This window comes from Curtobacterium sp. MCPF17_002, assembly GCF_003234115.2.
GTDB lineage: Bacteria > Actinomycetota > Actinomycetes > Actinomycetales > Microbacteriaceae > Curtobacterium.
This window is the reverse complement of record NZ_CP126251.1, coordinates 180812-204769: the sequence shown is the minus strand read 5'-3', so window position 1 is coordinate 204769 and position 23958 is coordinate 180812. Positions and strand designations below refer to the sequence as shown.

The 23958-nt window shown below is 70.5% G+C and carries 26 protein-coding genes; 10 read left to right on the top strand and 16 right to left on the bottom strand.

Annotation, left to right across the window (positions count from 1 at the left end):
- Nucleotides 1–84 precede the first annotated feature (84 nt).
- Together cspE and DEJ28_RS00960 are read left to right on the top strand one after the other, a co-directional pair.
- Nucleotides 85–291 carry a transcription antiterminator/RNA stability regulator CspE gene (gene cspE, locus DEJ28_RS00965; protein WP_065963953.1) on the top strand — a complete coding sequence of 69 codons (207 nt, stop codon included), beginning with the start codon at nt 85–87 and terminating at the stop codon, nt 289–291.
- Nucleotides 292–410: 119 nt separating this feature from the next.
- Complete coding sequence (locus DEJ28_RS00960; RefSeq protein WP_111114116.1) at nt 411–1142, top strand: DUF3800 domain-containing protein; 732 nt, start codon at nt 411–413, stop codon at nt 1140–1142.
- 92 nt (nt 1143–1234) lie between these two features.
- Here DEJ28_RS00960 and DEJ28_RS00955 read toward each other — a convergent pair whose 3' ends face one another.
- Nucleotides 1235–1954 carry a hypothetical protein gene (locus tag DEJ28_RS00955; RefSeq protein WP_181433578.1) on the bottom strand — a complete coding sequence of 240 codons (720 nt, stop codon included), beginning with the start codon at nt 1952–1954 and terminating at the stop codon, nt 1235–1237.
- A 64-nt stretch (nt 1955–2018) separates the two neighbouring features.
- Complete coding sequence (locus DEJ28_RS00950) at nt 2019–2561, bottom strand: amino-acid N-acetyltransferase (protein ID WP_181433577.1); 543 nt, start codon at nt 2559–2561, stop codon at nt 2019–2021.
- Nucleotides 2562–2617: 56 nt separating this feature from the next.
- Here DEJ28_RS00950 and DEJ28_RS00945 point away from each other — a divergent pair, with 56 nt between their 5' ends.
- The 6 genes from DEJ28_RS00945 to DEJ28_RS00920 all read left to right on the top strand — a co-directional run bounded on the left by DEJ28_RS00945 (nt 2618) and on the right by DEJ28_RS00920 (nt 7228).
- Nucleotides 2618–3616 (top strand): phosphotransferase family protein, encoded by a 999-nt coding sequence (locus tag DEJ28_RS00945; RefSeq protein ID WP_111114372.1) that lies wholly within the window; start codon nt 2618–2620, stop codon nt 3614–3616.
- 82 nt (nt 3617–3698) lie between these two features.
- The gene (locus DEJ28_RS00940) at nt 3699–4151 is read left to right on the top strand and encodes an SRPBCC family protein (RefSeq protein ID WP_111114113.1); all 453 of its coding nucleotides are present in this window, start codon (nt 3699–3701) and stop codon (nt 4149–4151) included.
- Nucleotides 4152–4375: 224 nt separating this feature from the next.
- Complete coding sequence (locus DEJ28_RS00935) at nt 4376–4819, top strand: hypothetical protein (protein WP_111114112.1); 444 nt, start codon at nt 4376–4378, stop codon at nt 4817–4819.
- Entirely contained in the window at nt 4816–5274 is a 459-nt protein-coding gene (locus DEJ28_RS00930) for an SGNH/GDSL hydrolase family protein (protein ID WP_111114111.1), read from the top strand. Before DEJ28_RS00935 ends, DEJ28_RS00930 begins: the two co-directional genes overlap by 4 nt.
- A complete protein-coding gene (locus tag DEJ28_RS00925) occupies nt 5271–6221 on the top strand; it encodes a hypothetical protein (protein WP_111114110.1) in 951 nt (316 codons plus the stop codon). Before DEJ28_RS00930 ends, DEJ28_RS00925 begins: the two co-directional genes overlap by 4 nt.
- The gene (locus tag DEJ28_RS00920; RefSeq protein ID WP_111114109.1) at nt 6218–7228 is read left to right on the top strand and encodes an alpha/beta fold hydrolase; all 1011 of its coding nucleotides are present in this window, start codon (nt 6218–6220) and stop codon (nt 7226–7228) included. The genes DEJ28_RS00925 and DEJ28_RS00920 overlap by 4 nt, the downstream gene beginning before the upstream one ends.
- Nucleotides 7229–7506: 278 nt before the next feature.
- Here DEJ28_RS00920 and DEJ28_RS00915 read toward each other — a convergent pair whose 3' ends face one another.
- Nucleotides 7507–10023, bottom strand: a complete 2517-nt coding sequence (locus DEJ28_RS00915; protein ID WP_111114108.1) for an ATP-dependent Clp protease ATP-binding subunit — start codon at nt 10021–10023, stop codon at nt 7507–7509.
- Between the two features lie 225 nt (nt 10024–10248).
- Nucleotides 10249–10725 (bottom strand): Clp protease N-terminal domain-containing protein, encoded by a 477-nt coding sequence (locus DEJ28_RS00910; RefSeq protein ID WP_111114107.1) that lies wholly within the window; start codon nt 10723–10725, stop codon nt 10249–10251.
- 69 nt (nt 10726–10794) lie between these two features.
- On the opposite strand from DEJ28_RS00910, the gene DEJ28_RS00905 reads away from it, so the two are divergent.
- Both DEJ28_RS00905 and DEJ28_RS00900 read left to right on the top strand, forming a co-directional pair.
- Complete coding sequence (locus tag DEJ28_RS00905; protein ID WP_111114106.1) at nt 10795–11739, top strand: NAD(+)/NADH kinase; 945 nt, start codon at nt 10795–10797, stop codon at nt 11737–11739.
- Between the two features lie 48 nt (nt 11740–11787).
- Complete coding sequence (locus DEJ28_RS00900; RefSeq protein ID WP_111114105.1) at nt 11788–12759, top strand: SLAC1 family transporter; 972 nt, start codon at nt 11788–11790, stop codon at nt 12757–12759.
- A gap of 201 nt (nt 12760–12960) precedes the next feature.
- Here the strand turns inward: DEJ28_RS00900 and DEJ28_RS00895 are convergent, their stop codons facing one another.
- The 12 genes from DEJ28_RS00895 to ftsH form a co-directional block, all read right to left on the bottom strand.
- Nucleotides 12961–14034, bottom strand: a complete 1074-nt coding sequence (locus DEJ28_RS00895) for a sigma-70 family RNA polymerase sigma factor (RefSeq protein WP_111114104.1) — start codon at nt 14032–14034, stop codon at nt 12961–12963.
- Nucleotides 14035–14375: 341 nt separating this feature from the next.
- Complete coding sequence (locus DEJ28_RS00890) at nt 14376–14573, bottom strand: hypothetical protein (protein ID WP_146248772.1); 198 nt, start codon at nt 14571–14573, stop codon at nt 14376–14378.
- A gap of 89 nt (nt 14574–14662) precedes the next feature.
- The gene (locus DEJ28_RS00885; protein ID WP_111114102.1) at nt 14663–14866 is read right to left on the bottom strand and encodes a hypothetical protein; all 204 of its coding nucleotides are present in this window, start codon (nt 14864–14866) and stop codon (nt 14663–14665) included.
- 42 nt (nt 14867–14908) lie between these two features.
- Entirely contained in the window at nt 14909–16411 is a 1503-nt protein-coding gene (gene lysS / locus DEJ28_RS00880; RefSeq protein WP_111114101.1) for a lysine--tRNA ligase, read from the bottom strand.
- 55 nt (nt 16412–16466) lie between these two features.
- Nucleotides 16467–17159 (bottom strand): Rossmann-like and DUF2520 domain-containing protein, encoded by a 693-nt coding sequence (locus tag DEJ28_RS00875; protein ID WP_111114100.1) that lies wholly within the window; start codon nt 17157–17159, stop codon nt 16467–16469.
- Nucleotides 17156–18943: a PH domain-containing protein gene (locus DEJ28_RS00870; RefSeq protein ID WP_111114099.1), complete on the bottom strand. Its 1788-nt coding sequence runs from the start codon at nt 18941–18943 to the stop codon at nt 17156–17158. The genes DEJ28_RS00875 and DEJ28_RS00870 overlap by 4 nt, the downstream gene beginning before the upstream one ends.
- Before the next feature lie 8 nt (nt 18944–18951).
- Nucleotides 18952–19473: a PH domain-containing protein gene (locus DEJ28_RS00865; RefSeq protein ID WP_111114098.1), complete on the bottom strand. Its 522-nt coding sequence runs from the start codon at nt 19471–19473 to the stop codon at nt 18952–18954.
- Between the two features lie 76 nt (nt 19474–19549).
- Nucleotides 19550–20041 (bottom strand): DUF3180 domain-containing protein, encoded by a 492-nt coding sequence (locus tag DEJ28_RS00860; RefSeq protein WP_111114097.1) that lies wholly within the window; start codon nt 20039–20041, stop codon nt 19550–19552.
- Complete coding sequence (folK, locus tag DEJ28_RS00855) at nt 20038–20598, bottom strand: 2-amino-4-hydroxy-6-hydroxymethyldihydropteridine diphosphokinase (RefSeq protein WP_111114096.1); 561 nt, start codon at nt 20596–20598, stop codon at nt 20038–20040. Before folK ends, DEJ28_RS00860 begins: the two co-directional genes overlap by 4 nt.
- Complete coding sequence (gene folB / locus DEJ28_RS00850; protein ID WP_111114095.1) at nt 20595–20993, bottom strand: dihydroneopterin aldolase; 399 nt, start codon at nt 20991–20993, stop codon at nt 20595–20597. Before folB ends, folK begins: the two co-directional genes overlap by 4 nt.
- A complete protein-coding gene (gene folP, locus DEJ28_RS00845) occupies nt 20990–21964 on the bottom strand; it encodes a dihydropteroate synthase (RefSeq protein ID WP_111114094.1) in 975 nt (324 codons plus the stop codon). Before folP ends, folB begins: the two co-directional genes overlap by 4 nt.
- A 6-nt stretch (nt 21965–21970) precedes the next feature.
- Nucleotides 21971–23956, bottom strand: a complete 1986-nt coding sequence (gene ftsH / locus DEJ28_RS00840; protein ID WP_111114093.1) for an ATP-dependent zinc metalloprotease FtsH — start codon at nt 23954–23956, stop codon at nt 21971–21973.
- Nucleotides 23957–23958 lie beyond the last annotated feature (2 nt).

Here is a 23958-nt window from a genome sequence, read left to right as displayed (position 1 = left end):
GGTCGTTGGATCGGCGGTAGCAAGTACCGCTTCGCAAGACAGGCAGTGAAAACCTCGCCTGGCAAGAAAGTAAGGAACGCCATCATGGCAACTGGAACCGTCAAGTGGTTCAACAACGAAAAGGGCTTCGGCTTCATTGCGCCGGACGACGGCAGCGCTGACGTCTTCGCCCACTTCTCCGCGATCGGTGGCAACGGCTACAAGTCGCTCGAGGAGAACCAGAAGGTGGAGTTCGAGATCACCGAAGGCCGTAAGGGCCCGCAGGCGGAGAACATCACCGTCATCGGCTGATCACCTCAGCTTCGAACGGCCCCGTCGTCCTCTGGACGACGGGGCCGTTCTTTATGTCAGGCCCGTCATCCTCCGGACGCCGGGCCCATTTTCTTGGTATTCGCTGATATGTTGTACCTGTGCGGAGCGGATACATCGTCTACGTCGACGAAAGCGGGGACCACAGTCTCACGAGCATCAACCCGGACTACCCGATGTTCGTCCTCGCGTTCTGCATCTTCCCTGTCGATGTGTACGTCGACCGGGTCGTCCCGCTCGTCCAACGAATCAAGTTCGATTTCTTCAACCACGACATGGTCGTCCTGCATGAGCGCGAGATGCGGCAGTCGGCCCCGCCGTTCGACATCCTCCTGAACGCGGCGGTTCGCGGCCGGTTCATGGAGCGGATCGACGCGGTCTTCGATGAACGTTTTGGTGTGATCGCATCCGCGATCCGGAAGCACGAGTTCCTCCGACGCGTCGGCGAGGACACGAGCCCGTACCACGTGGCACTGGAGTTCGGGCTCGAGCGGGTCTTCCTGCAGCTCCAGGATCGCGGAGCATCGAGGCGTGAGACCTTCGTGGTGTTCGAGAGCCGGGGGCGGATGGAGGACCGTGAACTCGAGGCGGAGTTCGGCCGGATCATGATGACGACGAAGATGCGCGGGATGGCGGAGACGTTCCGCTTCAAGATCGCCAGCAAACAGACGAACAGCGCCGGTCTGCAGATCGCTGATCTCGTCGCCCGGCCGATCGGTACGCATCTCTTGCGACCGGAGCAGCCGAACCGCGCCTGGGATCGAATCCTCGAGCGCATGCCGAAGTCGCCGGCTGGGTCGGAGACGGGTTGGGGCCTGAAGGTGTACCCCTGAAAAAGCGAGAACCCCCGGTTACCGGGGGTTCGACGCCGATCGGGCATTCCCAATCCACTTGCCGTGATGGTACCAGCCTCCGCTGAACCGGGCTAGTCGAGGATGAACTGCACCGAGTCCTTCGACTCGAGGTTCCCCACCGCCACCTGCAGGTGGTAGCTCGCTCCCCCGCCGGTCACCGACGGCCGCGACGAGTCGCACGTCGACGTCGACGAGCGGGTGCGGTCCCACTCGATCGCCGGCGTGGTCAGGGTCTGTCCGGCCTTCACCGTGACGTCCTGGTTGGTGCCGCCGGTCTGGCAGTCCTTCGACGACCAGTACTGTTCCTCGCCCGAGCTGATGGTGAGCAGCTGCTGTGACGATCCGAGGTCCATGTGGCACGACGCCGACCCGGTGTTCTTGATCGCCATCGCGATCTTCGGGTCCTCGGTGGGGCCGTAGGCGGTCTTGTCGATGACCGGGGTGAGCTGGATCTGGTCCTTCGAGCACGTCGACCCGGCAGCGGCCGATGCCCCCGCAGCAGATGACGCGGACGCGGACGGCGTCGCACGGGGCGTCGCCGCAGCCGATGAGCCAGACGCCCCCGACGACGCAGACGCCCCAGACGACGCAGCAGACGACCCGGACGCCCCAGACGCCCCAGACGCAGTCGCGGTCGCAGACGGCTCCGCCGAGCTCGCCCCGCTGCCCCGTCCGACGACGATGAGCACGACGACGACCACGATGAGCAGGAGCACCCCGACGACGGTCGCGCGACGGCGCCAGTAGACGCCCGGCTGCTCGGGCCCGACGGGGTGACGGAACGACGACATGCGCACAGGGTAGACAACGGCGCCCGCACCACGAGGCCACCCCGCCGCGCAGGACCGGAAAGCGTCAGAGGATCTTCAGCATGCGGGTGTTGCCGAGCGTGTTCGGCTTGACCCGGGCGAGGTCGAGGAACTCGGCGACCCCTTCGTCCGACGACCGCACGAGTTCGGCGTAGACGTCGGGCGAGACGACCCGCTCGCCGATCTCGAGGTAGCCGTGCTTGGCGAAGAACTCGACCTCGAACGTGAGGCAGAAGATGCGTGCGACACCGAGCTCGCGGGCGTCGTGTTCGAGGGCCTCGAGCATCCGGTGTCCGACGCGCTTGTGGATCCACTCGGGGTCGAGCGCGAGCGTGCGGACCTCGGCGATGTCGTCCCAGAACACGGCGAGCGCGCCGCACCCGATGGGGACACCGTCGGGTCCCTCGGCGATCCGGAACTGCTGGATCGAGCCGTAGAGCGCGACGTTCTCCTTGCCGAGCAGGATCCGACGGTCGACGTACGGCGCGATGAGCCGTTGGATGTGCGGGACGTCGGAGGCGAGTGCGGGACGCACCAGGATGCCGTGGTCGTCCCGTTCGTGGAACGCGTGCTTCCCGTGCTCAGTCATCCCCATCACCCTAGTGCGCAGTGCACCAGGACCTGCGTGTGTGCGAGGCTCACTCCGTGTCCGATGGAGGAACGTCCCGAAGCGAGGAGCCGGCGAGCAGCCCGCTGCTCCGACGGAGCCTCACGGCCGCCGGCCTGCCGACGACGGGCCGCTTCACCGCGAAGGGCGGCTGGGTCAGTCGCGCCTGGGTCGGCGACGAGTACGTCGTCCGGCTGAGCAACGGACCGGCGCGCGACGCGTACCGCCACGAGGCCGCCGTCGTCGACCTCCTCAGCGGCAGTGACGTCCCGCACGCCCGGCACATCGCCCACGGCGACGGCCCGGACGGCTCCTGGTACGTCTCGGAGCGCCTCCCCGGCCGGACCCTGCACGAGGCGTGGCCGACCGCCGACGAGTCGACGCGGCGGTCGCTGATCGAGAGCCTCGGCACAGCACTCAGCGCACTGCACCGCGTCCCCGTCCCGTCCGACCTGCTGCCGCCCTGGCTGTCCGACGCGCTCGCGGGCGCTCCGTGGCCGGCGTACCACCCGCCCGTCGTGCAGGCGACCCTGCAGCAGGTCGAGGCCGCCGGTCGGATGCCCGGCCGTGACGCCGGCCTGCTCGCCGAGATCGCGAACTGGGTCGAGGAACGGCTCCCGTTGTTCGCCGACGACGACCCGGTCCTGGTGCACGGCGACCTGCACGGCTCGAACGTGATGGTCGACGACGGGCGCGTCACCGGGCTCATCGACTTCGCCGAGGCGGTCGCGCAACCCGCCGACGCCGAGCTCGACACGATCCTGCGCTGGTGTGCGCGGTCGCGGGAGTTCCCGCCGACGCCCGCCCACCAGGGGCTCGACCCGTCGACGCTCGCCGAGGTGCCGGGATGGCTGCGCGGTGCGTACCCCGGGTTGTTCGAGCGGGAGCACCTCCGCGAGCGGCTGCAGTTCTACGACATGTACGTCGAGCTGGCGATCGCGGCGCACCACCCCGAGGCGGACGTCCGGTCGGCGTCGTGGGACCGCGTCGCCCGCCTGCTGTCCGGTCACGACCACCTGGACGCACTCACCTGGTAGCGAGGCGCCGACAGCGGAGACCACGGCCCCGGGGGACACCGGCCTGGACGCCGTCCAGCCCGAGCCGCCTACCGTCCAGTCCATGCCTCAGATCATCGAAACCGTCGACGTCAACGTCCCCGTCCGTCAGGCCTACGACCAGTGGACCCGCTTCGAGGAGTTCCCGCACTTCCTCGACGAGGTCGAGAAGATCGTGCAGATCGACGACACGACCACCGACTGGACCGTGAAGGTCGCCGGCCAGCAGCGCGAGTTCCGCGCCGTCATCACCGAGCAGCACCCCGACGAGCGGGTCGCCTGGACCGTCAAGGACGGCGAGACCGACCACGCCGGTGTCGTCACCTTCCACAAGCTCTCCGACAGCGAGACCCGCGTGACCGCGCAGATCGACTGGGAGCCGTCCGGCATCCTCGAGAAGCTCGGCTCCGCAGTCGGTGTCGGCGGCCACGCCGTCAAGAAGGACCTGCAGAACTACAAGGAGCGGGTCGAGAACGCCCCGACCCAGCCGGGCTGGCGAGGCGACGTCCAGGCCTAGGACGCAACCCCGGTACGGACTGGAGGCGCGGTGCCAGCTGGCACCGCGCCTCCAGTCCGTCATCTGGTCACGGCCGGAGCGCCCGGATCGCGCACCCGGATTCGGCATCCCCCCACGAAATGCCGACCTGACGGGTGGGCCGGACCCTGGCAGAGTAGTCGGGACTGGCCGTTGCGCTGGTCCAGTTTTATCATGTCTGAGACAGATGTAAAGGGTGGGACGACGTGATCGAGTACAACGACGACGACGCGCACCGGCGCGAACTCTCCCGGAAGCTCCAGCTCCTGATGGACGTCGTCGAGGCGAACTCGGGCCAGCGTCCCTCGTACAAGGAGATCGCGGCCGAGATCGAGACGCAGGGCGCCTCGATGAGCCGGCCGCGCTGGGGCTACATGCTCGGCGGCAACGGCCCGGCCGTGCGGGACCAGCGCCTGCTCGCCGCCCTGGCCGGGTACTTCGGCGTCCCACCCGAGTACCTGACCGACCCCGCGGGGAGCACCGACGTCCCCGAGCGCGTGCAGGCGCAGCTCGAGCTCGTGCTCGAACTCCGCAAGCGCGAGGTCGTCGCGTTCGCCACCCGCCGGCTCGGGGAGTTCGCCTCCGCCGACGAGATCCGCGACTTCACCGAGCAGGTGCGGCGCCTCGACGAGTCCGGGGGCGCATCGTGACCGGGTACCGCGACCGCCTCGGCGCACTCCGCCGCCAGACCGAGGCCCGCCGTCGGGTGCAGCGGCTCGGACTCCCCCGTCGGCTGTCGCTGCCGGAGCTCGTCGAGCGTGCGGAGTCGGCACTCGGCAAGCCGATCGAGGTGCGCACCGCCGACCTGCCGGGCGACCTGTCGGCGCGCCTCATCCAGCGCACCGACCGGGCCCTGCTCGAGACCCGTCCCGACCTGTCCGAACGCTCCCGGGTGGCGTGCGTCCTGCACGAGCTCGCACACGTCTTCATGGACGACCGCGGCTGCGACCACCAGGCCTACACGGGGCTCCTCACCGGACGGACCGCGTTCACCCGGTCGCTCGACACCCCGCACGAGCACGAGGTCGAGCTCGTCGCCGACCAGCTCGCACTCCGGATCGGCCTGCTCGACCCGGACGGCCAGCAGCACGGGATCTTCCGGTGACCCTGCACGTCTGGGGGTCGCTCCCGGTCTGGTGCATCCTCGTCGTGCTCGTCGCCCGGCTGTGGCTCGTGCGCACGCAGTCGGCGAGCGTCACCTGGCTCATGGTGTGCTGCGCGTTCGTCGCGGTGGGCCTGACGATCAACCAGGCGGACATCCTCGCGTTCCTCGCCGGCGTCACCCACGAACCGAACGTCGCCGACCTGCTCGGCCGCTGCCTGATGGTGTGCGGACTCTTCGCACTCGCGCAGTCGGTGGAGGCCGCGGCGCGCTCGGCGAACCTGCTCCGTCCGAGCCGGCTCATCGGCTGCGTCGCGGTCCTCGTCGCGCTCGTGGTGCTGTTCTCGTTCATCGATGCGCCGACCCCGACGTCGTCGTTCATGGCGGAGTACGGCGACCAGCTGCCCACGGCCCTGTACTCGGCCGTCGAGATGACGTACATCGCGGTCGTCATCGGCCGCTCCGCCGTCGCCGTCGTCCGGGGGTTCCGCACGAGCGACGCCCTCGGCCGGATGTACTGGCTGTTCGTGGTCGGAGCGGCCGCGATGGTGCTCCTCGCCGTGATCGCGATCGCCCTCGACGCCGTGCACGTGTTCGGCGTCACCGGTGCCGTCGGGGTCCTGTCGGCGGTCTACGCGCCGGTCTTCCTCACCTCGATGGTGCTGCTCGCCCTCGGTGCCGCCGGTGGGGTCCTGCCCGACGCCGCACGCGAGTTCCGCGACTGGCGCCGGACGCGTCGGCGCTTCCGTGCCCTCGAGCCGGAGCTCCGCCGCCTCGAGACCCAGTCGGGCAACCACGGGCTCTACTTCACGATCGTCTGGCAGCGTCGCCAGTGGCGGACCCGGTTGCACCGACTGTCCGTCGAGATCGAGGACCGTGCACGCGAGGCGGGACAGGACGTCCCCGCCGCTGCGGCAGCCATCACCGGACGCACCAGGGAGACCACATGACCGGCGGACGCATCGCCACGATCGGTACCGCGGCGGGCGCGGTCGGCACACTCGGCCTCGGGGCCTTCGTCGCACGGCGGCTGTTGTTCCCCACGCCGTACACGGCGACCGCCACGGTGCGGAGCGCCTCGGCGACCGAGGCCGAGTTCGTCGCCACACGGGACACCCGCCTGCCGGGCACGTACCGGCTCACGCACGACGGCCGCCACGTGCGCGTGGGCGAGGTCCTGAGCGCCGGCACCGGCACCGGCACCGGCACCGACACCGTCCGGCGGAGGACCGACGCCCTGGCCCCCGTCGGCGAGTGGGCGTGGGACGCGATGCTGTACGACGCCGAGCAGGACGTGCCCGGCGAGGAACCCGACGCCGCGGACACCCACGTCGTGCACGTGCACGGGCAGTCCCTCGGGCCACGGCAGGTGCTCCGGGGTCTCGCGGTGTGGCGGACACTCGGGGCGACGTCCGAGGTGATCGACACCACCGACCTCGCGCTGCGCTCGCTCGACCCCGCCGCGGTGGACCGCATCGTCGCCGCGGTCCGGGCAGCCCGTGCCCGCGGCGTCTCGCGCGTCGTGCTGCAGGGCTGGTCGGCGGGAGCGCTCGCGTGCTCCGTCGCCGCCGGCCGCGAGCCCGTCGACGGCATCGTGGGGGTCTCGCCGCTCCTCGACGTCCGGTCGGCGCTGCGCGGCGCGGTGGGTGCCGCGCGCCTCCCCCGGATCGTCGGCACCGTGGCGGCACGGATCGCCACGACAGCGGTCCTCTCACGGCTCGCCGGTGCACCCACCCCGATCGGTGTCACGCGCTGGCTGGACCGGAGCACCCCGACGCTCCTGCTGCACTCCGACGCCGACGTCCTCGTCGCGTCGGACGACGTCGCCGCACTCGCACGCCGGCAGGACGTCCGAGCCGTGGCGTTCCGCACGGCGGCGCACACGCTGGAGTGGAACGAGGACCCGGAGCGCTGGGACGCCGCCGTCCGCGACTTCGCGGCGACGATCACCCGTTGACCCCCCGGACGCTGCTCCGCCGATCGAGCACCGGCCCGGACGACCACCGCCCCGGGACGAGCAACGGCCCCGGTCTGCGAACAGACCGGGGCCGGCCGCGTCTCGGCCTGTTGGGGGGAACCGGCCGATCGCTGTGCGCGAGGTGTTGGGGGGAACGCCTCACGCAGTCCTCACCGTACCCCCGGAAGGGGGCCGAAGGACACACGACGCGCACACGGGACGACAGGAGGCGCGGTGCCAGCCGGCACCGCGCCTCCTGTTCGAGGTGTGGTCGGGTCCTAGGACTCGATCTCGCCCTGCGGGACATCAGCGGTCTCGACCGCTGCAGCCCCGGCGAGGACCTCTTCGCGACCCGGCTGACGCCCGGTCTCGAAGGTGAACTTGCCCTCGGCGAAGTCGACCTTCACGTGGTCGCCGGCGTTGAGCTCACCCTGCAGGATGTGCTCGGACAGCTGGTCCTCGACCTCGTGCTGCATCGCGCGGCGGAGCGGGCGTGCACCGAGGGACGGGTCGAACCCGACCTTGATGAGCTGCTCCTTGGCGGGGAGCGTGAGCTCCACCGTCATGTCGCGGTCGAGCAGACGGTCCGACAGACGCTTCACGAAGAGGTCCACGATCTGCAGCAGCTCGGGCTGCGACAGCTGCGGGAACACGATCGTGTCGTCGACGCGGTTGAGGAACTCGGGCTTGAAGTGCTTCTTCAGCTCCTCGTTGACCTTGCCACGCATCCGGTCGTAGCCGACGGCCGAGTCACCCTCGACCTGGAAGCCCACCGGGCCACCGGCGATGCCCTGCGAACCGAGGTTCGTGGTCATGATGATGACGGTGTTCTTGAAGTCGACCACGCGGCCCTGACCATCGGTCAGACGGCCTTCCTCGAGGACCTGCAGCAGCGAATTGAAGATGTCCGGGTGGGCCTTCTCGATCTCGTCGAAGAGGACCACGGAGAACGGCTTGCGACGCACCTTCTCGGTGAGCTGGCCGCCCTCCTCGAACCCGACGAACCCGGGAGGGGCACCGAACAGGCGCGAGACGGTGTGCTTCTCGCCGAACTCCGACATGTCGAGGGAGATCAGTGCGCCCTCGTCGTCGAACAGGAACTCCGCGAGCGCCTTGGCGAGCTCGGTCTTGCCGACGCCCGTGGGGCCGGCGAAGATGAACGAGCCCGAGGGGCGGTTCGGGTCCTTGAGGCCGGCGCGGGTGCGGCGGATGGTCTTGGAGAGGGCCGAGATGGCCTCTTCCTGACCGATGACGCGCTGGTGCAGGGCCTTCTCCATGAAGACGAGACGCGAGGTCTCCTCTTCGGTGAGCTTGAAGACCGGGATGCCCGTGGCCTGTGCCAGGACCTCGGCGATGATGCCCTCGTCGACGGTGCCGGACGCGGCGACGTCACCCGCACGCCACTGCTTCTCGAGGCGGAGACGCTCGCCGAGGAGCTTCTTCTCCTCGTCACGGAGCGACGCGGCCTTCTCGAAGTCCTGCTCCTCGATGGCGGCTTCCTTCTGCCCGCGGACCGTCGAGATCTTCTCGTCGAACTCGCGGAGCTCCGGCGGCGCCGACAGGATCGACAGGCGGAGGCGTGCGCCGGCCTCGTCGATCAGGTCGATGGCCTTGTCCGGCAGGAAGCGGTCCTGCACGTAGCGGTCCGCCAGGTTCGCCGCGGAGACGATCGCGCCGTCGGTGATGGACACCTTGTGGAACGCCTCGTACTTGTCGCGGAGACCCTTGAGGATGTTGATCGTGTGCGGCAGCGACGGCTCGTTGACCTGCACCGACTGGAAGCGGCGCTCGAGTGCGGCGTCCTTCTCGAAGTGCTTGCGGTACTCGTCGAGCGTGGTGGCACCGATGGTCTGGAGCTCACCGCGGGCGAGGAGCGGCTTGAGGATCGACGCGGCGTCGATCGCGCCCTCGGCAGCACCGGCACCGACGAGGGTGTGGATCTCGTCGATGAAGACGATGATGTCGCCGCGGGTGCGGATCTCCTTCGTGACCTTCTTGAGGCGCTCCTCGAAGTCACCGCGGTAGCGGGACCCGGCGATGAGCGACCCGAGGTCGAGCGAGTAGAGCTGCTTGTCCTTGAGCGTCTCGGGCACGTCGCCCTTGACGATCGCCTGGGCGAGGCCTTCGACGACCGCGGTCTTGCCGACACCGGGCTCACCGATCAGGACGGGGTTGTTCTTGGAGCGGCGGGAGAGGATCTGCATGACCCGCTCCATCTCCTTCTCGCGCCCGATGACGGGGTCGAGCTTGCCGTCGCGCGCGGCCTGGGTGAGGTTCCGACCGAACTGGTCGAGGACCTGCGAACCCTGCTGCGCGTTCTGCTGCTGCTCGCCGCCGACGGCGACCGCTTCCTTGCCCTGGTAGCCGGACAGGAGCTGGATGACCTGCTGGCGGACCCGGTTGAGGTCGGCGCCGAGCTTCACGAGGACCTGGGCTGCGACACCCTCGCCCTCGCGGATGAGGCCGAGCAGGATGTGCTCGGTCCCGATGTAGTTGTGGCCGAGCTGCAGCGCCTCGCGCAGGGACAGCTCGAGCACCTTCTTGGCGCGCGGCGTGAACGGGATGTGCCCGGTCGGCTGCTGCTGGCCCTGCCCGATGATGTCCTGGACCTGCTCGCGGACGGCATCGAGCGAGATGCCGAGCGACTCCAGCGCCTTCGCGGCGACGCCCTCGCCCTCGTGGATGAGGCCGAGGAGGATGTGCTCGGTGCCGATGTAGTTGTGGTTGAGCATCTTCGCTTCTTCTTGAGCGAGGACGACAACACGACGGGCTCGGTCGGTGAATCTCTCGAACATGTGCTCTCCCTTGGCCCCTTGTGACGGAGCCGACAGCTGCACCGGACTCGTGTGAATCCGGTCACGTACATCGAGAATAACCAGCGCTCCGCCCCGTGGCTGCCCCTGTTCGCCGTGGGCGTGACCTCGCTGCGCCGGGCGGGCAGGCGGCCCGGACCGGACGGCGGACGGGAGGCGCGGTGCCAGCTGGCACGGCGCCTCCCGGCCCGTCTCGCGGTGCGTCGACTACGCCTGCCGCACCGCGCGACGGAGGGCTCGCCGGAACCGGCGCGGGTCGACGCCGAGCTGGTCGAGGACGTCGTGGGCGGCGCCCGTGAACGGGTCGTCGATGCCGTCCAGGACGGCGAGGACCACGTGGTGGGGTCGGACGCGTCCCGCGGGGCCGGCGAGGCGTGCGGCACGGGCCAGGACGCGGGCCGCGGCGGGGGTGCAGGCGACCTGGTCAGCGGCGTGCGGGGCTGCTGTCCGGGCGCCGACGAAGACGCTGCTCGCGACGCGGACCCGCTCCGGGGTGACGCCGTGCGTCTCGAGCACCTGCCGGAACCGCGGCATCCCGTTGCAGAGGGTGACGGCGGCGAGGAGCAGGTGCTCGGCGTCGAGGAACCCGAAACCGGTCTCGCGGGACTCCTGCTCGGCAAGGAGCACGATCTCGCGGCCGTGCCGCAGGGTGGGCACCGGAACGGAGAGCGAGGCAGTCTGCATACATGCAGAATATCTCACATCTGTCGGGAGGGCCAGGGGCGTCCGGGGACGGATCGGTACGATTCGGGCATGGAGCAGCCCGTCGTCGGCCTCGTCGTCCACCCGACCAAGAACGTGCAGGAGTCCGTCCGCACCCTGCAGCGCTGGAATGCCTCCGGGCGGGGGCGACTCGTCGCCCGGCGCGCCGACGCCCAGCGCATCGGTGGGGGCGTCGACGTGATCGGGGACGAGGACTTCACCGAAGAGGTCGACCTCGTCGTCGCGCTCGGTGGCGACGGCACGATGCTCGGCGCCATGCGGCTCGTGGCGAAGCGGCCGGTACCGGTGCTCGGCGTCAACTACGGCAACGTCGGGTTCCTCGTGGAGATCGAGCCACCCGAGCTCGAAGCAGCACTCGAACGCCTCTCCGCCGGGCAGTACCAGCTCGAGCCGCACCACGCCCTCGAGGCCCGCCTCTTCTGGAGCGGCGCCCGCACGGACTACCTCGCGTTCAACGACCTCACGATCGTGCGACGGCCCGGTGCCGGGCAGGTGTCGGCGGACCTCAGCGTCGGCGGACTCGGCTACGGCTACTACCGCGCGGACGCCATCGTCGCCGCCACCCCCGCCGGGTCCACCGCGTACAACTACGCCGCCGGCGGTCCCGTGCTCTCCCCCGCACTGTCCGGCTCCGTCGTGACCCCGGTCGCACCGATGGCCGGGATCGACCGCGCCGTGGTGCTCGCCGCTCGTGAGCGCTACCGCTTCGACATCGCCGAGGGCACCAGGAGCGCCGCGCTCGAGGTCGACGGACTCGTCGTCGGCGAGGTCGCCACCGGGGCGCAGATCGACGTCCGGCTCCGGAAGGACGCCGGCAGCGTCGTGCGGCTCGACGCCGAGCGGCACGGACGGACCGGTCGGGTGAAGCTCAGCCTGCTGGACCTGCCGGTGCGTCCCGACCAGCTCATCGAGCTCATCCCGCAGGACCTGCGGCAGAAACTCGGGCGCGAGGTCGAGGAGCAGCACCGGGAATAACCGCCCTGGGTGGTTTGGTTCCTCGGACACACGCCCGAGGAGGCACCCATGGACAGCAACGGCCGCACGGCCCGTCCGAGACTCGCCCTGAACACCTTCGGCATCGCGTTCGGGACGGCCGGCATCGCCGGTACCTGGACCGCGGCCGGCACCGAACTCCACGCCCCCGCGGTGGTCGGCGAGGTGCTCTGGGGCATCGCCGCGCTCGTGTGGGTGCTCACGATCGTGCGGTACCTCGTCGGCGCGGGCGGCCTCGGCGCCGTCCGCGCCGACCTCCGGCACCCCGTGTTCGGGCCCTTCGCGGCGCTCGTCCCCGCTGTCGGGTCCTTGCTCAGCGCACACCTGGCCGGGTGGCTGCCGGTCGTCGGTGCCGTCGGGGTGTGGACCACCGCCGCCGTCTCGACCGCGTTCGGCGCCTGGTTCGTCGCGTCGCTGCTCACCGAACCACGGGAACCGGGCACGCTGCACGGCGGGTACCTGCTGCCGACGGTGGCGGCCTCGCTCCTCACCGCGCAGTCCTTCGCGGTCATCGGCCACCGGACACTCGCGCTCGGGTTCTTCGCCGCCGGCATCCTGTTCTGGCTGCTCATCGGCGCCGTCCTGCTCGCCCGGCTCACCTCGGGACCCGCGCTCCCGCCGCCGCTCTTCCCCACCCTGGCGATCCTGTCCGCACCACCGGCCGTCGCCGGGAACGCCTGGTGGACGATCACCGGCGGCACCTGGTCGACGGTGGACACGGTGCTCGTCGGCACGATGGTGGCGTTCCTGCTGCCGCACGTCCCCCTCGTGCGGAGGTACCTGCGCACCGGGTTCGCCGTCGGGTTCTGGGCGATGACGTTCACGGTGGCGGCCAGTGCGACCTACGGCGTGCGGGTCCTCACGGCCACTGGGCTCGGAGCCACCGGCACCGTCCTGGCCTGGGTCGTCGTCGCGGTCGCGACGCTGTTCGTCGGCACGATCGCCGTCCGCTCCCTCGGGCTGCTGAGCGCCAGACGGGTGCCCGCGCGGCCGGCCGCATGACGGCGTCGGGAGACCGCGCCCGCAGACGGCGTGCGGCGACGCCGTCCGGCGACGGCGGCCGGAAACGGCTCCCGGAGACGTGGACGGCCCGCTCAGGCAGATGCCTGAGCGGGCCTTCCCATCACCCCACCGGACCGCCTTCCCACGGAACGACCCGGTTCCCCGTGCCGGCGCTCACGCACCGGCCGAAGCCTTCTGACCTCAGTCGGTCAGGTACAGCTGCATGTCCTGCGAGACCGCCTTGGCGAACAGGCGGAGCTTCGCACGGGACTCCACACGGCTGACCGCCTGGCGGGTCGTGTGGACGATCTTCGAGATCTCGTCGAGCGTCATCGGCTTGTCGTCGTCGAGGCCGTAGCGCATGCGGATCACGTTCGCCTCGTCGCTCGGGAGCTCGGCGACGATGGAGCGGATGTCGCGGTGCAGGAGCGTCGTCTCGGTGAGCTCGTTCGGGCTCGCGGCGTCCTCGTCCTCGATGAAGTCGCCCAGCTCGCTGTCGTCCGAGTCGCCGACCACGGTGTGGATCGACACCGGCTCGTGCGAACGGCCCTTGAGGTCGACGAGTTCCTCGACGCTCATGCTCAGCTCGGCAGCGACCTCGTCGGGCATCGGCGCGCGGCCGAGGTCCACCGTCAGGTCACGCTCGGTGCGCGAGATCTTGTTGATCAGCTCGACGGTGTGGACCGGGATGCGGATCGTGCGGGCCTTGTCGGCGAGACCACGCGAGATCGCCTGGCGGATCCACCAGGTGGCGTAGGTCGAGAACTTGTAGCCCTGCGTGAAGTCGAACTTCTCGACGGCACGGACCAGGCCGAGGTTGCCCTCCTGGATGACGTCCATGAACGGCAGCCCGCGCTGCGAGTACCGCTTCGCGATGCTCACGACGAGGCGGAGGTTCGAGGTGATCATCCGCTCCTTGGCGCGCTCACCGTCGCGGACGAGCCAGCGGAGTTCACGCTGCAGGGTCTTGGGGAGGTCCTTCTCGGTGTTGAGCTTCTCCTCGGCGAAGAGGCCGACCTCGATGCGGCGGGCGATCTGCGCTTCTTCCTCGGCGGTGAGGAGGGCGAGGCGGCCGATGTGACGGAGGTAGTCGCCGACCTGGTCGACCGAGGCGCCGCGGACACCGGCGAGCTGCTCGTCGGCCTCGACGTCGGTGTCGAGCGTGGTGGTCTCGTTCGTGGCGACGGAGGTCTTCGCTGCGGCCGTCTTCTTCGTGGTGCGGCGCGCGGTGGTGCCAGTGGTCGTCGTCTTCGGTGCTGCTGTCGCGATCGTCATGATGACTCTCCCTGCGTTCGACGGTGTTGGCCTCGGTGGGGTGTTCACGAGTAAAGCGGTCGTGAGGTGTACCCCACAAACCGATCGGATCGATTCCCAGGGATCTCCGTGCTTCATCATCGGAACCGTCCCCCACGGGGTACAGCTCCCCACCAGTCTGGTCCCCCTTCTCGCCGCAGATCAAGGGGAAGACGCCGTGTTTCCGGCGTTGCATCGATGTTTCATGCTCGTTTCCGATGCTGTACCCCACGATCGTGCGTCCTCTGGACACAAGAAAGGGGTACGGCTGGCGGGATCTGAGCGATCCGGCCGTCGTACCCCGAAATCCGAACGGGTGGGGGTCACCAGGAGGGTTCGAGCCACCCCTCGCGTCGCTTGGAGACCTCGAGATCGGCGTCGCGGTCGAACTCGTCGTACTCGCTCTCGATGTCGCCGACGAGGCTGCGGCCGGTGAAGGCGGTGCCCCGTGCGGTGATGACGGCGCTCCGGCTGCCGGCGACGGCGCGCGTGCCGCCGGCGAGGATCTGTGTGGTGGGCATGCCGACGATGCTCACCCCGGGACACGTCGTCCGGGTGAACGGCCGGTGACGGGGCGCGGACGCTCAGACGTCGATGTCGCCCGGTGGCGCTACTCGGCCGAGGCCGGTGCCGGCGCGGGGACGCCGTGCTCGCGCTCGAACCGGGCGCGCTCCTCGGCCTCGACCTTGGCGTAGGCGGAACGCTCCGTGCGGTCAGCCCGCATGATGGCGCGCATCACGAACCAGAAGATGAGGCCGACGACGACGGTCGGCGTCAGGGCGAAGATGATCCCGGTCACGACTCCATGCGGCACCGGAGCATCGTACCTCGCCCGGCTGGGGTCCCCCGCCGCGCGCTACTTGACCAGCGGGAAGAGGATCGTCTCGCGGATGCCGAGCCCGGTGATCGCCATGAGCAGGCGGTCGATGCCCATGCCCATGCCACCCGACGGCGGCATCGCGTGCTCGAGTGCCCGCAGGAACTCCTCGTCGACGCGCATCGCCTCCGGATCGCCCCCGGCCGCGAGCCGCGCCTGGTCGACGAAGCGTTCGCGCTGCACGACGGGGTCGACGAGCTCCGAGTACGCGGTCGCGAGTTCGAAGCCGCGGACGTAGAGGTCCCACTTCTCGACGATGCCCGGACGGGTCCGGTGCTCGCGGGTGAGCGGCGAGGTGTCGACCGGGAAGTTCATCACGAACGTCGGACGGTCGAGCGAGTCGATGACGAAGTGCTCCCAGAGCTCCTCGACGTACTTGCCGTGCGTGGCGTGTGCGACCTCGACCCCCTCGGCCGCGGCCAGCTCCTGCAGTTCCGCGAGCGGGGTCGACGGCGTGATCTCACGGCCGGCCGCCTCGGACAGCGAGCCGTACATGTCGATGCGCGGCCACTCGCCACCGAGGTCGTACTCGGAGCCGTCCGTCAGCGTCACGAGCAGGGGACCGCCGGTCACCGCGCGGGCGGCGTTCTGCACGAGCTCCTGCGTGAGGTCGGCCATCTGCTCGTAGTTGCCGTACGCCTGGTAGGCCTCGAGCATCGCGAACTCGGGCGAGTGCGTCGAGTCGGCGCCCTCGTTGCGGAAGTTCCGGTTCACCTCGAACACCCGGTCGATGCCGCCGACGACGGCACGCTTGAGGAAGAGCTCGGGCGCGATGCGCAGGTACAACTCGGTGTCGAACGCGTTCGAGTGGGTGACGAACGGACGCGCCGAGGCCCCACCGTGCTGGGTCTGCAGCATCGGGGTCTCGACCTCGAGGTACTCGTGGCCGGCGAACGTCTGGCGGAGCGACGCCATCACGGCGGCACGGGCGCGGACCGTGGCGCGCGCTTCCTCGCGCACGATGAGGTCGAGGTAGCGCTGGCGGACCCGCGTCTCCTCGTTGAGTTCGTTGTGGAGGTTCGGCAGCGGCAGGATCGCCTTCGCCGCGATGGCCCACTCGTCGACCATGATCGACAGTTCGCCGCGACGCGAGGAGATCACCCGGCCGTGCACGAACACGTGGTCGCCGAGGTCGACGAACTCCTTCCAGCGCGCGAGGGACTCGTCGCCCACCTCGGCGAGGGACACCATCGCCTGGACGCGCGATCCGTCGCCGGACTGCAGGGTCGCGAAGCAGAGCTTGCCGGTGTTGCGCGAGAACACGATGCGGCCGGCGACGCCCACGACGTCCTGGGTCTCCTCGCCGGTCTCGAGGTGCGCGTACTGCGCCCGCACGGCGGGGATCGTCGTGGTGATCGGGAGCTCGGCCGGGTAGGGCTCGATGCCGGACTCGAGGAGCTTCGCCCGCTTGTCGAGCCGGACCTGGCGCTGCTCGCTGGTCTCCTCGGCTGACAGGACGTCTGCGGCGGTCTCTTCGCTCATGCTGGTGCGGCTCCGATGGTCGTGGGGGTCCCCGAAATCGTACAGCGCGCCCCGGCTACAGCGTCGCCTGCCCGTCCACCGCGGCCAGTGCGTTCTCGACGGCCGACCGCACGAGCGCCCCGAGGACCCGCCCGGGGTGCTCCACCCCGATGCCCTCGAGCGTGCCCGCGGACTGGTCGACGATCGCCGTCGAGAAGCTCACCGCGGCACGCACGGCATCGGCGTACGCGGGGCGGTCCTGCTCGCTGACGACGAACGGCTCCGCACCCATCTCCACCACGAGCGCCTGTGCGATCGGGAGCACCGGCGACGGAGCGGTGACCGCGCAGTACGCCTCTCGGAGGCGGCTCAGGTCGACGCTCGTCCCGGTGAACGCCATCGCCGGGTGGATCGCGAGCGGGATGGCGCCGGCAGCCATCGCCGGTGCGAGGATCCCGACGCCGTGGTCCGGGCTGGTGTGCACGACGAGCTGGCCGGGCTGCCAGATCCCCGCGTCGGCGAGGCCCTGCACGAGTCCGGCGAGCTGGTCGTCCGGCACGGCGAGGAGCACGAGCTCGCTCCGCTCGACGAGGTCCGGCGTCGCGAGGACGGGGGCGCCCGGCAGCATGGCCTCGGCGCGGTCGCGCCCCTCGGCGGACACGGCGGTCACCCCGACGACGGCGTGCTCGGCGTTCGCCAGTGCGGCCCCGAGCACGGGTCCGACGCGTCCGGCGCCGACCACGCCGACGCCCAGCCGTCCCGCCCTCATCGTGCGGGTCCCGGTGGTGGGACCGCACCCCAGGGCGAGTCGGGAGGCACGGTGCCGGTCGACGGCGCCGTCTCCGGACCGCGGGTGGTCCAGTCCGACCCGTGTGGCGCGGTGGACGCGTCCGCCTGCGTGGCCGCCGCGTGCGTACCGGGCTGGTGCCGGGCCTCCCGTTCGCGCCATCGGTGGGACGTGTCGGCCGCAGCCGCCTCGACCGCGCGCTCCGCGGTCTCCGCCCACAGCCGCTGGGCGTCCCGCGCGTCCAGCGCGCCGACGCTCGCGGAGACCGGTCCCTGGACCGTCTGCACGTGCACCGAGGCGAGCCGCAGCACCCGCTCGAGCGGGCCCTGCGAGACCTTGATGCTCTGCACCCGGGGCAGCGGGACGATGACGAGCGACCGCCACACGGCACCGAGCCGGAGCAGCACCGCTCCCGGCACGAAGCGGTACCCGTTGCGGCGGAAGGCGAACGGCCGGAGCCAGGCACCACGCCGCGGGGAGTGCACGAAACCGCCGCGGTCGCCCGTCGTGGTGAGGCTGTCGTCGACGACGTTCACGGCTTCGGACGAACCCTCGCGGAGCTGCTCCTGCGACGCCGCCGGTCCCATCACCGCCGTGCCGACGAGGCCGGGGAGGATGATGTCCAACACGTCCCGGACGTCGGTCGCGGTGCCCACGGGCAGGACGATCGAGGACACCTGCTGGTTGTTCGACGCACCGTTGCCGGCGTTCGTCGCCCGGTTGATCCGCACGTCCCACCAGCCGAACGGCCGCCACAGCAGCGGCTGCGCGACGCTCACGGCGTGGATGCGCCCGGGCGGCAGCGTCTCGTTCGAGGTGGACACGAGCCCGAAGCCGATCCGGATGCCGTCCCGGGTCTCGGCGATCGTGTACTGCAGCGAGCGGGAGAACTTCCGGACGTAGTAGCCGCCGGCACCGATCACGGCGGGGAAGAGCCCGAAGAGGATCCCGTACTCGCCGGTGAGGGACACGCTGACGATCATGGCCGCGACGGCGAGCAGGATGAACACTGTCGTGCCGGAGAGCAGCATCGACGCGATGAGCCGGCCGGGGTGCACCTTCACGATGCGCGTCGCGTGCACGGCGGCGGGGTCGAGCTCGGGCGCGAACACCTCGTCGACACGGTCCTGCAGCCGGCCGTTCGACGCCCGTGCCGGGCCGCTGCCGACCTCGTCGTCCTTCGCGCCGGACGCGAGCACGAGGATCCGCTGCCGCAGGTCGTCCGCGGCCTTCGTGCCGAGGTAGGCGAGCTGCACGTTCGCGTCGTTTCCGGCCTGCGCGATCTCGAGCTTCGCGGTGCCGAACACGCGCGGCACCAGGGGCCGCGAGATGTTGATGCCCTGGATCCGGTCCAACCGCGCCTTGCGGTTCGTCCGGAAGAGCACGCCGGACCGGACCTCGACGATCTCGCCGGTGACGCGGAACTCGTGCATCCGCCACGACAGGTAGAACAAGCCGATGAGCACGACGAGCAGCACCACGATGCCGAGCAGCACCCAGCCGACCACGCCGTGCTCGTACACGTAGCGGACCGGGTCGCCGTCGTCCTGCCGGCCGCCGCCGCCGGGGATGAACAACTCGACGACCTGGTCCCGCAGGCTGTTGAGCACGTAACCGAGGATCACGATGAGGAAGATGCCGCCCTTGAGGAGCGGCGTCAGCGGGTGCAGACGGTGCCACTCGCCGTCGGTGAGCGGCGCGGCCGCAGCGGCGTTCCCGCGCGACGACGGCGGTGTCGGCGGCGGCGGACCGGGTCGGAAGGTCACGGCAGCCCCTACAGTCCGGCGCGACGGGACTCGGCGAGCTCGACGAGCCGGTCGCGCAGGTCGTCGGCGTCCACGAACGGGATGCCGGGGATGCGGACGTTCGTCGACGCAGCGGCCGTCACGAACTTCAGCTCACTCATGCCGAGCACGCGGTCGAGCGGCCCGCGGTTGACGTCGACCAGCTGCATCCGGCCGTACGGCACGGCGGTGAAGCGCTGCCACATCAGGCCGCGACGGAGCACGAGGTCGTCGTCGCGCAGCGCGTACCCGATCGCCCGGACCCGGCGCGGGGTCAGTGCGGCGGTGATGCCGGCGATCACGAACACGACGATCGCGATCGACAACCAGACGGCGCCGGCCGTGCGTCCGAAGCCGCCGCTGACGATCCCGATGAGGACACAGCCGGCGGTGACGACGACCCCGATGACCACGGTCGTGATGAGCTCGGTCCAGACGAGCTTCGGGGACACCCGGGTCCAGGTGGTGCCCGTCAGGCCGAGGCCCGGCTCGTCGAGTCGTTCACGCGGCATCGCGGGTCTCCTGCGGTCTGGTCGGTCAGGCACCGGATCGGCACACCGGGGCGGTGCACCGTGTCGGCGCACCGGGTCAGTGCGCCTGCGTCGTGCCACCCCGGGGGAGGTCCTCGTCGTCATCGTCACCGGGCGGTGCGATGCACATCCGCTCCGCCACGATGGCGCACACCGTCAGCACGAGCCCACCCCCGACCGCCACGGCGTTCGGCAGGGTCGAGCCTAGCGAAGGGAACGCGGACCGGGTCAGGAGGTACACCAGCAGCCCGGCCGCGAACCCGCCGAAGAGCGAGCCGGCGATGCTCGACGCCTTCGCGAGGACGACGACGCGGATGGCGTAGAGCGGGTCCACCGGGCGCTGCCGAGCGGCACCGTCGCGGACGTGCCGACGGACGGGGCGGGCCATCAGGACGACCGCGATGCCGATGAACGCGAGGGTGACGCCGAGCGGCGTCGCGAGGAAGAGCGTCGGTGCCTGGCGGGACGCGAGGACGGCGTCGAGGGCGAAGCCGGCCACCGCCGCGACGACGGCGACGCTGATGAGGGTGGAGGCGCGGGTCGGCTTCACGGGCGGGCCCCGGTCGCGTCCGTGGCGGCGGGCCGGGAGGCGCGGTCCGGGTCGTCGAAGAGGCGCGGCTCGTCGACGCGCTCGGTGTCGTCGCCGAGGGCGGCGAGCAGGTCGGCCACCGGTCCGACACCGGGCAGCACCGCCTCCGGGTCCGCGTCGAGCCACGGTGCGAGCACGAACGCCCGCTGCCCGGCGCGCGGGTGCGGGACCGTCAGCGTCTCGGTGTCGACGGAGAGCTCGTCGAACGCCACCAGGTCGAGGTCCAGTGTGCGGTCACCCCAGCGCACCTCGCGGGTGCGGCCGTGGGTGTCCTCGATGCGGTGCAGGGCGTCCAGGAGCCCCTGCGGCTCGAGTTCGGTGTCGACGACCACGACGGCGTTCCGGTACCGCGGCTTCGCCTCGTCGGGGCCGTCCAGGGTGACGGCGATCGACTCGACCTCGCGGCTGGAGGACACCGGCCGCACCCCGGGCAGCGCGGCGATCGCCGACGCCGCGGCGCGCAGGGCGCTGCCCCGGTCGCCGAGGTTGGCGCCGAGGGCGACGACGGCCCGGCTCACTCTTCTTCCTCGCCGGTGCCGGCAGGGAGCGCTCCGCCTCGGGTGCGCCGGATCGTGATGGACACGTCCGTGAACGGCACCGTGATGGGCGCCTGCGGCTTGTGCACCGTGACCTCGGTCGCCAGGGCCGCACGGTGCGTGAGCACGGCGGCGGCGATGCGTTCGGCGAGGGTCTCGATGAGGTCCACCGGGTCGCGTTCGATCTCGGCCACGACCTGCTCGGCGAGGACCCCGTAGTGCACGGTGTTCTCGAGGTCGTCGGTGCCGGAGGCCGCACGTGCGTCGACCTCGACCGCGACGTCGACGACGAAGTCCTGGCCGTCGGCGCGTTCGTGGTCGAAGACGCCGTGGTGTCCCCGGGCACGGACCCCGGTCAGTCGGATGGTGTCGTTCACGATCGAGCTGCCCTCCAGGCGTCCCAGACGTCGAGCACGGCACGGGTCGGCGCCGGGTCGTGCACGCGCACCCCCCACGCACCGCGTTCGGCGGCGAGCAGGCTGATGGCGGCGGTGGCGAGGTCGCGGTCCTTCGGCGGGGCGCCGGCAGCGCTGCCGACCCCCTCGAGGAACCGCTTGCGTGAGGCGGCGACGAGGACCGGCAGCCCGATGGACGCGAAGCGCTCGTAGCCGGCCAGGATCTCCCAGTTCTGCGCGCCCTGCTTGGCGAAGCCGAGGCCCGGGTCGATCACGACCTGTTCCTGGCGGACGCCGACCACGATGAGTTCGGCGACGCGGAGTTCGACCTCGCGCCGGACCTCGTCGACGGCGTGCACGTACTCGGCGTTCCGGTACATGCGGTCACTGTGCCCGCGCCAGTGCATCACCACGAAGCCGGCGCCGGTGTCCCGCACGACCCGGGCCATGTCGTCGTCGGCCAGCCCGCCGGACACGTCGTTGACGATCGCGGCGCCGAGGTCCACCGCGCGTTCGGCGGTGGCGGCGTTCATCGTGTCGACGCTCACCGGGATGCCCTCGGCGACGAGCTGCTGCACGACCGGCAGGACCCGCTGCTGCTCGACCTCGACGGGGACGCGGTCGGCACCGGGACGGGTGGACTCACCGCCGACGTCGACGATGTCGGCGCCCGCCGCGACGAGTTCCCGCGCGTGCTCGACCGCGGCGTCGTAGGCCTGGTGCAACCCGCCGTCGCTGAACGAGTCCGGCGTGACGTTGAGGATGCCCATCACGCGGGTGCCGTCGGGCGCCGGCGTCGCACGGCCGCGGTCCCGCCGCCGGCCGGTCACGATCTCCGGCACCGGTGCTGGTGCGCGGAGGTCGATCGCGACCGTCGGCGGTTCGGCGGCTGCGGCGCGCGCCTGGCTCACCTCGGCGAGCCGACGCGACCGCCTCGTCGGCAGGTCGGTCATGCCGGCCTACGCGGGGGCGATACCCGGGTTGCCGAAGGGACGGCGCCGGGGCTTCGACGACTCGGTGTCCGACTGCTCGGCCGCGGTCGACGCGGCCTTGCCGGGGACGCCGATCGCGGGCAGGTCGCTGACCGGACGCTTGTCGCTCGACAGCCACTGCGGGCGCTCCGGCAGCTTGCGGACGTCCTTGAAGATCTCCACGAGCTCCGGGGCGTCGAGCGTCTCCTTCTCGAGGAGCTCGCCGGCCAGACGGTCGAGGATGTCGCGGTTGTCGTTGAGCACCTGGTACGCCTCGTCGTGCGCGGACTCGAGCAGGGCGCGGGTCTCGGCGTCGACGGTCTCGGCGATGTTCTCCGAGTAGTCGCGGCTCGTGCCGCCGCTCATGTCGCGGCCGACGAACGGCTCGCTCGACCCGGAACCGAGCTTGACGGAACCGACCGCACGGCTCATTCCGTACTCGGTCACCATCTTGCGTGCGGTGCCGGTCGCCTTCTCGATGTCGTTCGACGCACCGGTGGTCGGGTCGTGGAAGACGATCTCCTCGGCGACGCGACCACCCATGGCGTAGGCGAGCTGGTCGAGCAGTTCGTTGCGGGTGACGGAGTACTTGTCCTCGAGCGGGAGCACCATCGTGTAACCGAGGGCACGGCCGCGCGGCAGGATCGTGATCTTGGTCACCGGGTCGGTGTGGCGCATCGCCGCCGCCGCGAGCGCGTGGCCGCCCTCGTGGTAGGCGGTGATGAGGCGCTCCTGGTCGGACATGATCCGGGTCCGGCGCTGCGGGCCGGCCATCACGCGGTCGACCGCCTCGTCGAGGGCACGGTTGTCGATGAGCTGCGCGTTCGAACGGGCCGTCAGCAGCGCGGCCTCGTTGAGGACGTTCGCCAGGTCGGCACCGGTGAACCCGGGCGTCTTGCGGGCGAGGAGCTCGAGGTCGACGCTCGCCGCGAGCGGCTTGCCCTTCGCGTGCACCTCGAGGATCTGCTTGCGGCCCTGCAGACCCGGCGCGTCCACGCCGATCTGACGGTCGAAGCGGCCCGGTCGGAGGAGCGCGGGGTCGAGCACGTCGGGACGGTTCGTCGCGGCGATGAGGATGACGTTCGTCTTGCCGTCGAAGCCGTCCATCTCGACGAGGAGCTGGTTCAGCGTCTGCTCGCGCTCGTCGTTGCCACCGCCGATGCCGGCACCACGGTGACGACCGACGGCGTCGATCTCGTCGATGAAGACGATCGCCGGGGAGTTCTGCTTGGCCTGCTCGAAGAGGTCACGGACACGGCTGGCACCGACACCGACGAACATCTCGACGAAGTCAGAACCGGAGATCGAGTAGAACGGCACGCCTGCTTCGCCGGCGACGGCGCGGGCGAGCAGGGTCTTGCCGGTTCCGGGAGGGCCGTAGAGCAGCACGCCCTTCGGGATCTTCGCGCCGACGGCCTGGAACTTCGCCGGCTCCTTGAGGAACTCCTTGATCTCCTGGAGCTCCTCGATCGCCTCGTCAGCACCCGCGACGTCCGAGAAGGAGACCTGCGGGTTCTCCTTGTTGTTCATCTTCGCGCGGGACTTGCCGAACTGCATGACCTTCGAGCCGCCGCCCTGGGCGTTCGAGAGGAGGAACCAGAACAGCGCACCGATGATGAGGAACGGCAGGAGGATGCCGAGCAGCGACAAGAACCAGTTGGACTGCTGGACCGTGTCGTTGTAGCCCTTCGGCAGGTTCGCGTCGTTGACGGCCTGGATGACCTCTTCACCACGGGGCGTCGAGTAGTAGAACTGCTCGTGCGCGTCGCCGTCCTTCAGGGTCAGGTCGACGCGCTGCTCGGTGGAGTTCACCACCACCGACGAGACCTTGCCGTCAGAGAGCTGCTCGAGGCCCTTCTGGGTGTTGATCTGCTGCGTGCCGGACTGGCTGATCACGCTCCAGCCGATGAAGATGCCCGCCAGCGCGATCAACACGTAGAAGTACGGGCCGCGGAAGATGCGCTTGAAGTTCATGT

Excerpts from the sequence above, each read along its gene's own strand:
- folP (WP_111114094.1), bottom strand. The coding sequence starts at position 21,964 with ATGACCGACCTGCCGACGAGGCGGTCGCGTCGGCTCGCCGAGGTGAGC.
- DEJ28_RS00905 (WP_111114106.1), top strand. The coding sequence starts at position 10,795 with ATGGAGCAGCCCGTCGTCGGCCTCGTCGTCCACCCGACCAAGAACGTG.
- DEJ28_RS00910 (WP_111114107.1), bottom strand. The coding sequence starts at position 10,725 with ATGCAGACTGCCTCGCTCTCCGTTCCGGTGCCCACCCTGCGGCACGGC.
- DEJ28_RS00950 (WP_181433577.1), bottom strand. The coding sequence starts at position 2,561 with ATGACTGAGCACGGGAAGCACGCGTTCCACGAACGGGACGACCACGGC.
- DEJ28_RS00895 (WP_111114104.1), bottom strand. The coding sequence starts at position 14,034 with ATGACGATCGCGACAGCAGCACCGAAGACGACGACCACTGGCACCACC.
- DEJ28_RS00920 (WP_111114109.1), top strand. The coding sequence starts at position 6,218 with ATGACCGGCGGACGCATCGCCACGATCGGTACCGCGGCGGGCGCGGTC.
- DEJ28_RS00865 (WP_111114098.1), bottom strand. The coding sequence starts at position 19,473 with ATGCCGCGTGAACGACTCGACGAGCCGGGCCTCGGCCTGACGGGCACC.
- ftsH (WP_111114093.1), bottom strand. The coding sequence starts at position 23,956 with ATGAACTTCAAGCGCATCTTCCGCGGCCCGTACTTCTACGTGTTGATC.
- DEJ28_RS00875 (WP_111114100.1), bottom strand. The coding sequence starts at position 17,159 with ATGAGGGCGGGACGGCTGGGCGTCGGCGTGGTCGGCGCCGGACGCGTC.
- DEJ28_RS00890 (WP_146248772.1), bottom strand. The coding sequence starts at position 14,573 with ATGCCCACCACACAGATCCTCGCCGGCGGCACGCGCGCCGTCGCCGGC.
- DEJ28_RS00915 (WP_111114108.1), bottom strand. The coding sequence starts at position 10,023 with ATGTTCGAGAGATTCACCGACCGAGCCCGTCGTGTTGTCGTCCTCGCT.
- DEJ28_RS00955 (WP_181433578.1), bottom strand. The coding sequence starts at position 1,954 with ATGTCGTCGTTCCGTCACCCCGTCGGGCCCGAGCAGCCGGGCGTCTAC.
- DEJ28_RS00940 (WP_111114113.1), top strand. The coding sequence starts at position 3,699 with ATGCCTCAGATCATCGAAACCGTCGACGTCAACGTCCCCGTCCGTCAG.
- DEJ28_RS00900 (WP_111114105.1), top strand. The coding sequence starts at position 11,788 with ATGGACAGCAACGGCCGCACGGCCCGTCCGAGACTCGCCCTGAACACC.
- cspE (WP_065963953.1), top strand. The coding sequence starts at position 85 with ATGGCAACTGGAACCGTCAAGTGGTTCAACAACGAAAAGGGCTTCGGC.
- lysS (WP_111114101.1), bottom strand. The coding sequence starts at position 16,411 with ATGAGCGAAGAGACCGCCGCAGACGTCCTGTCAGCCGAGGAGACCAGC.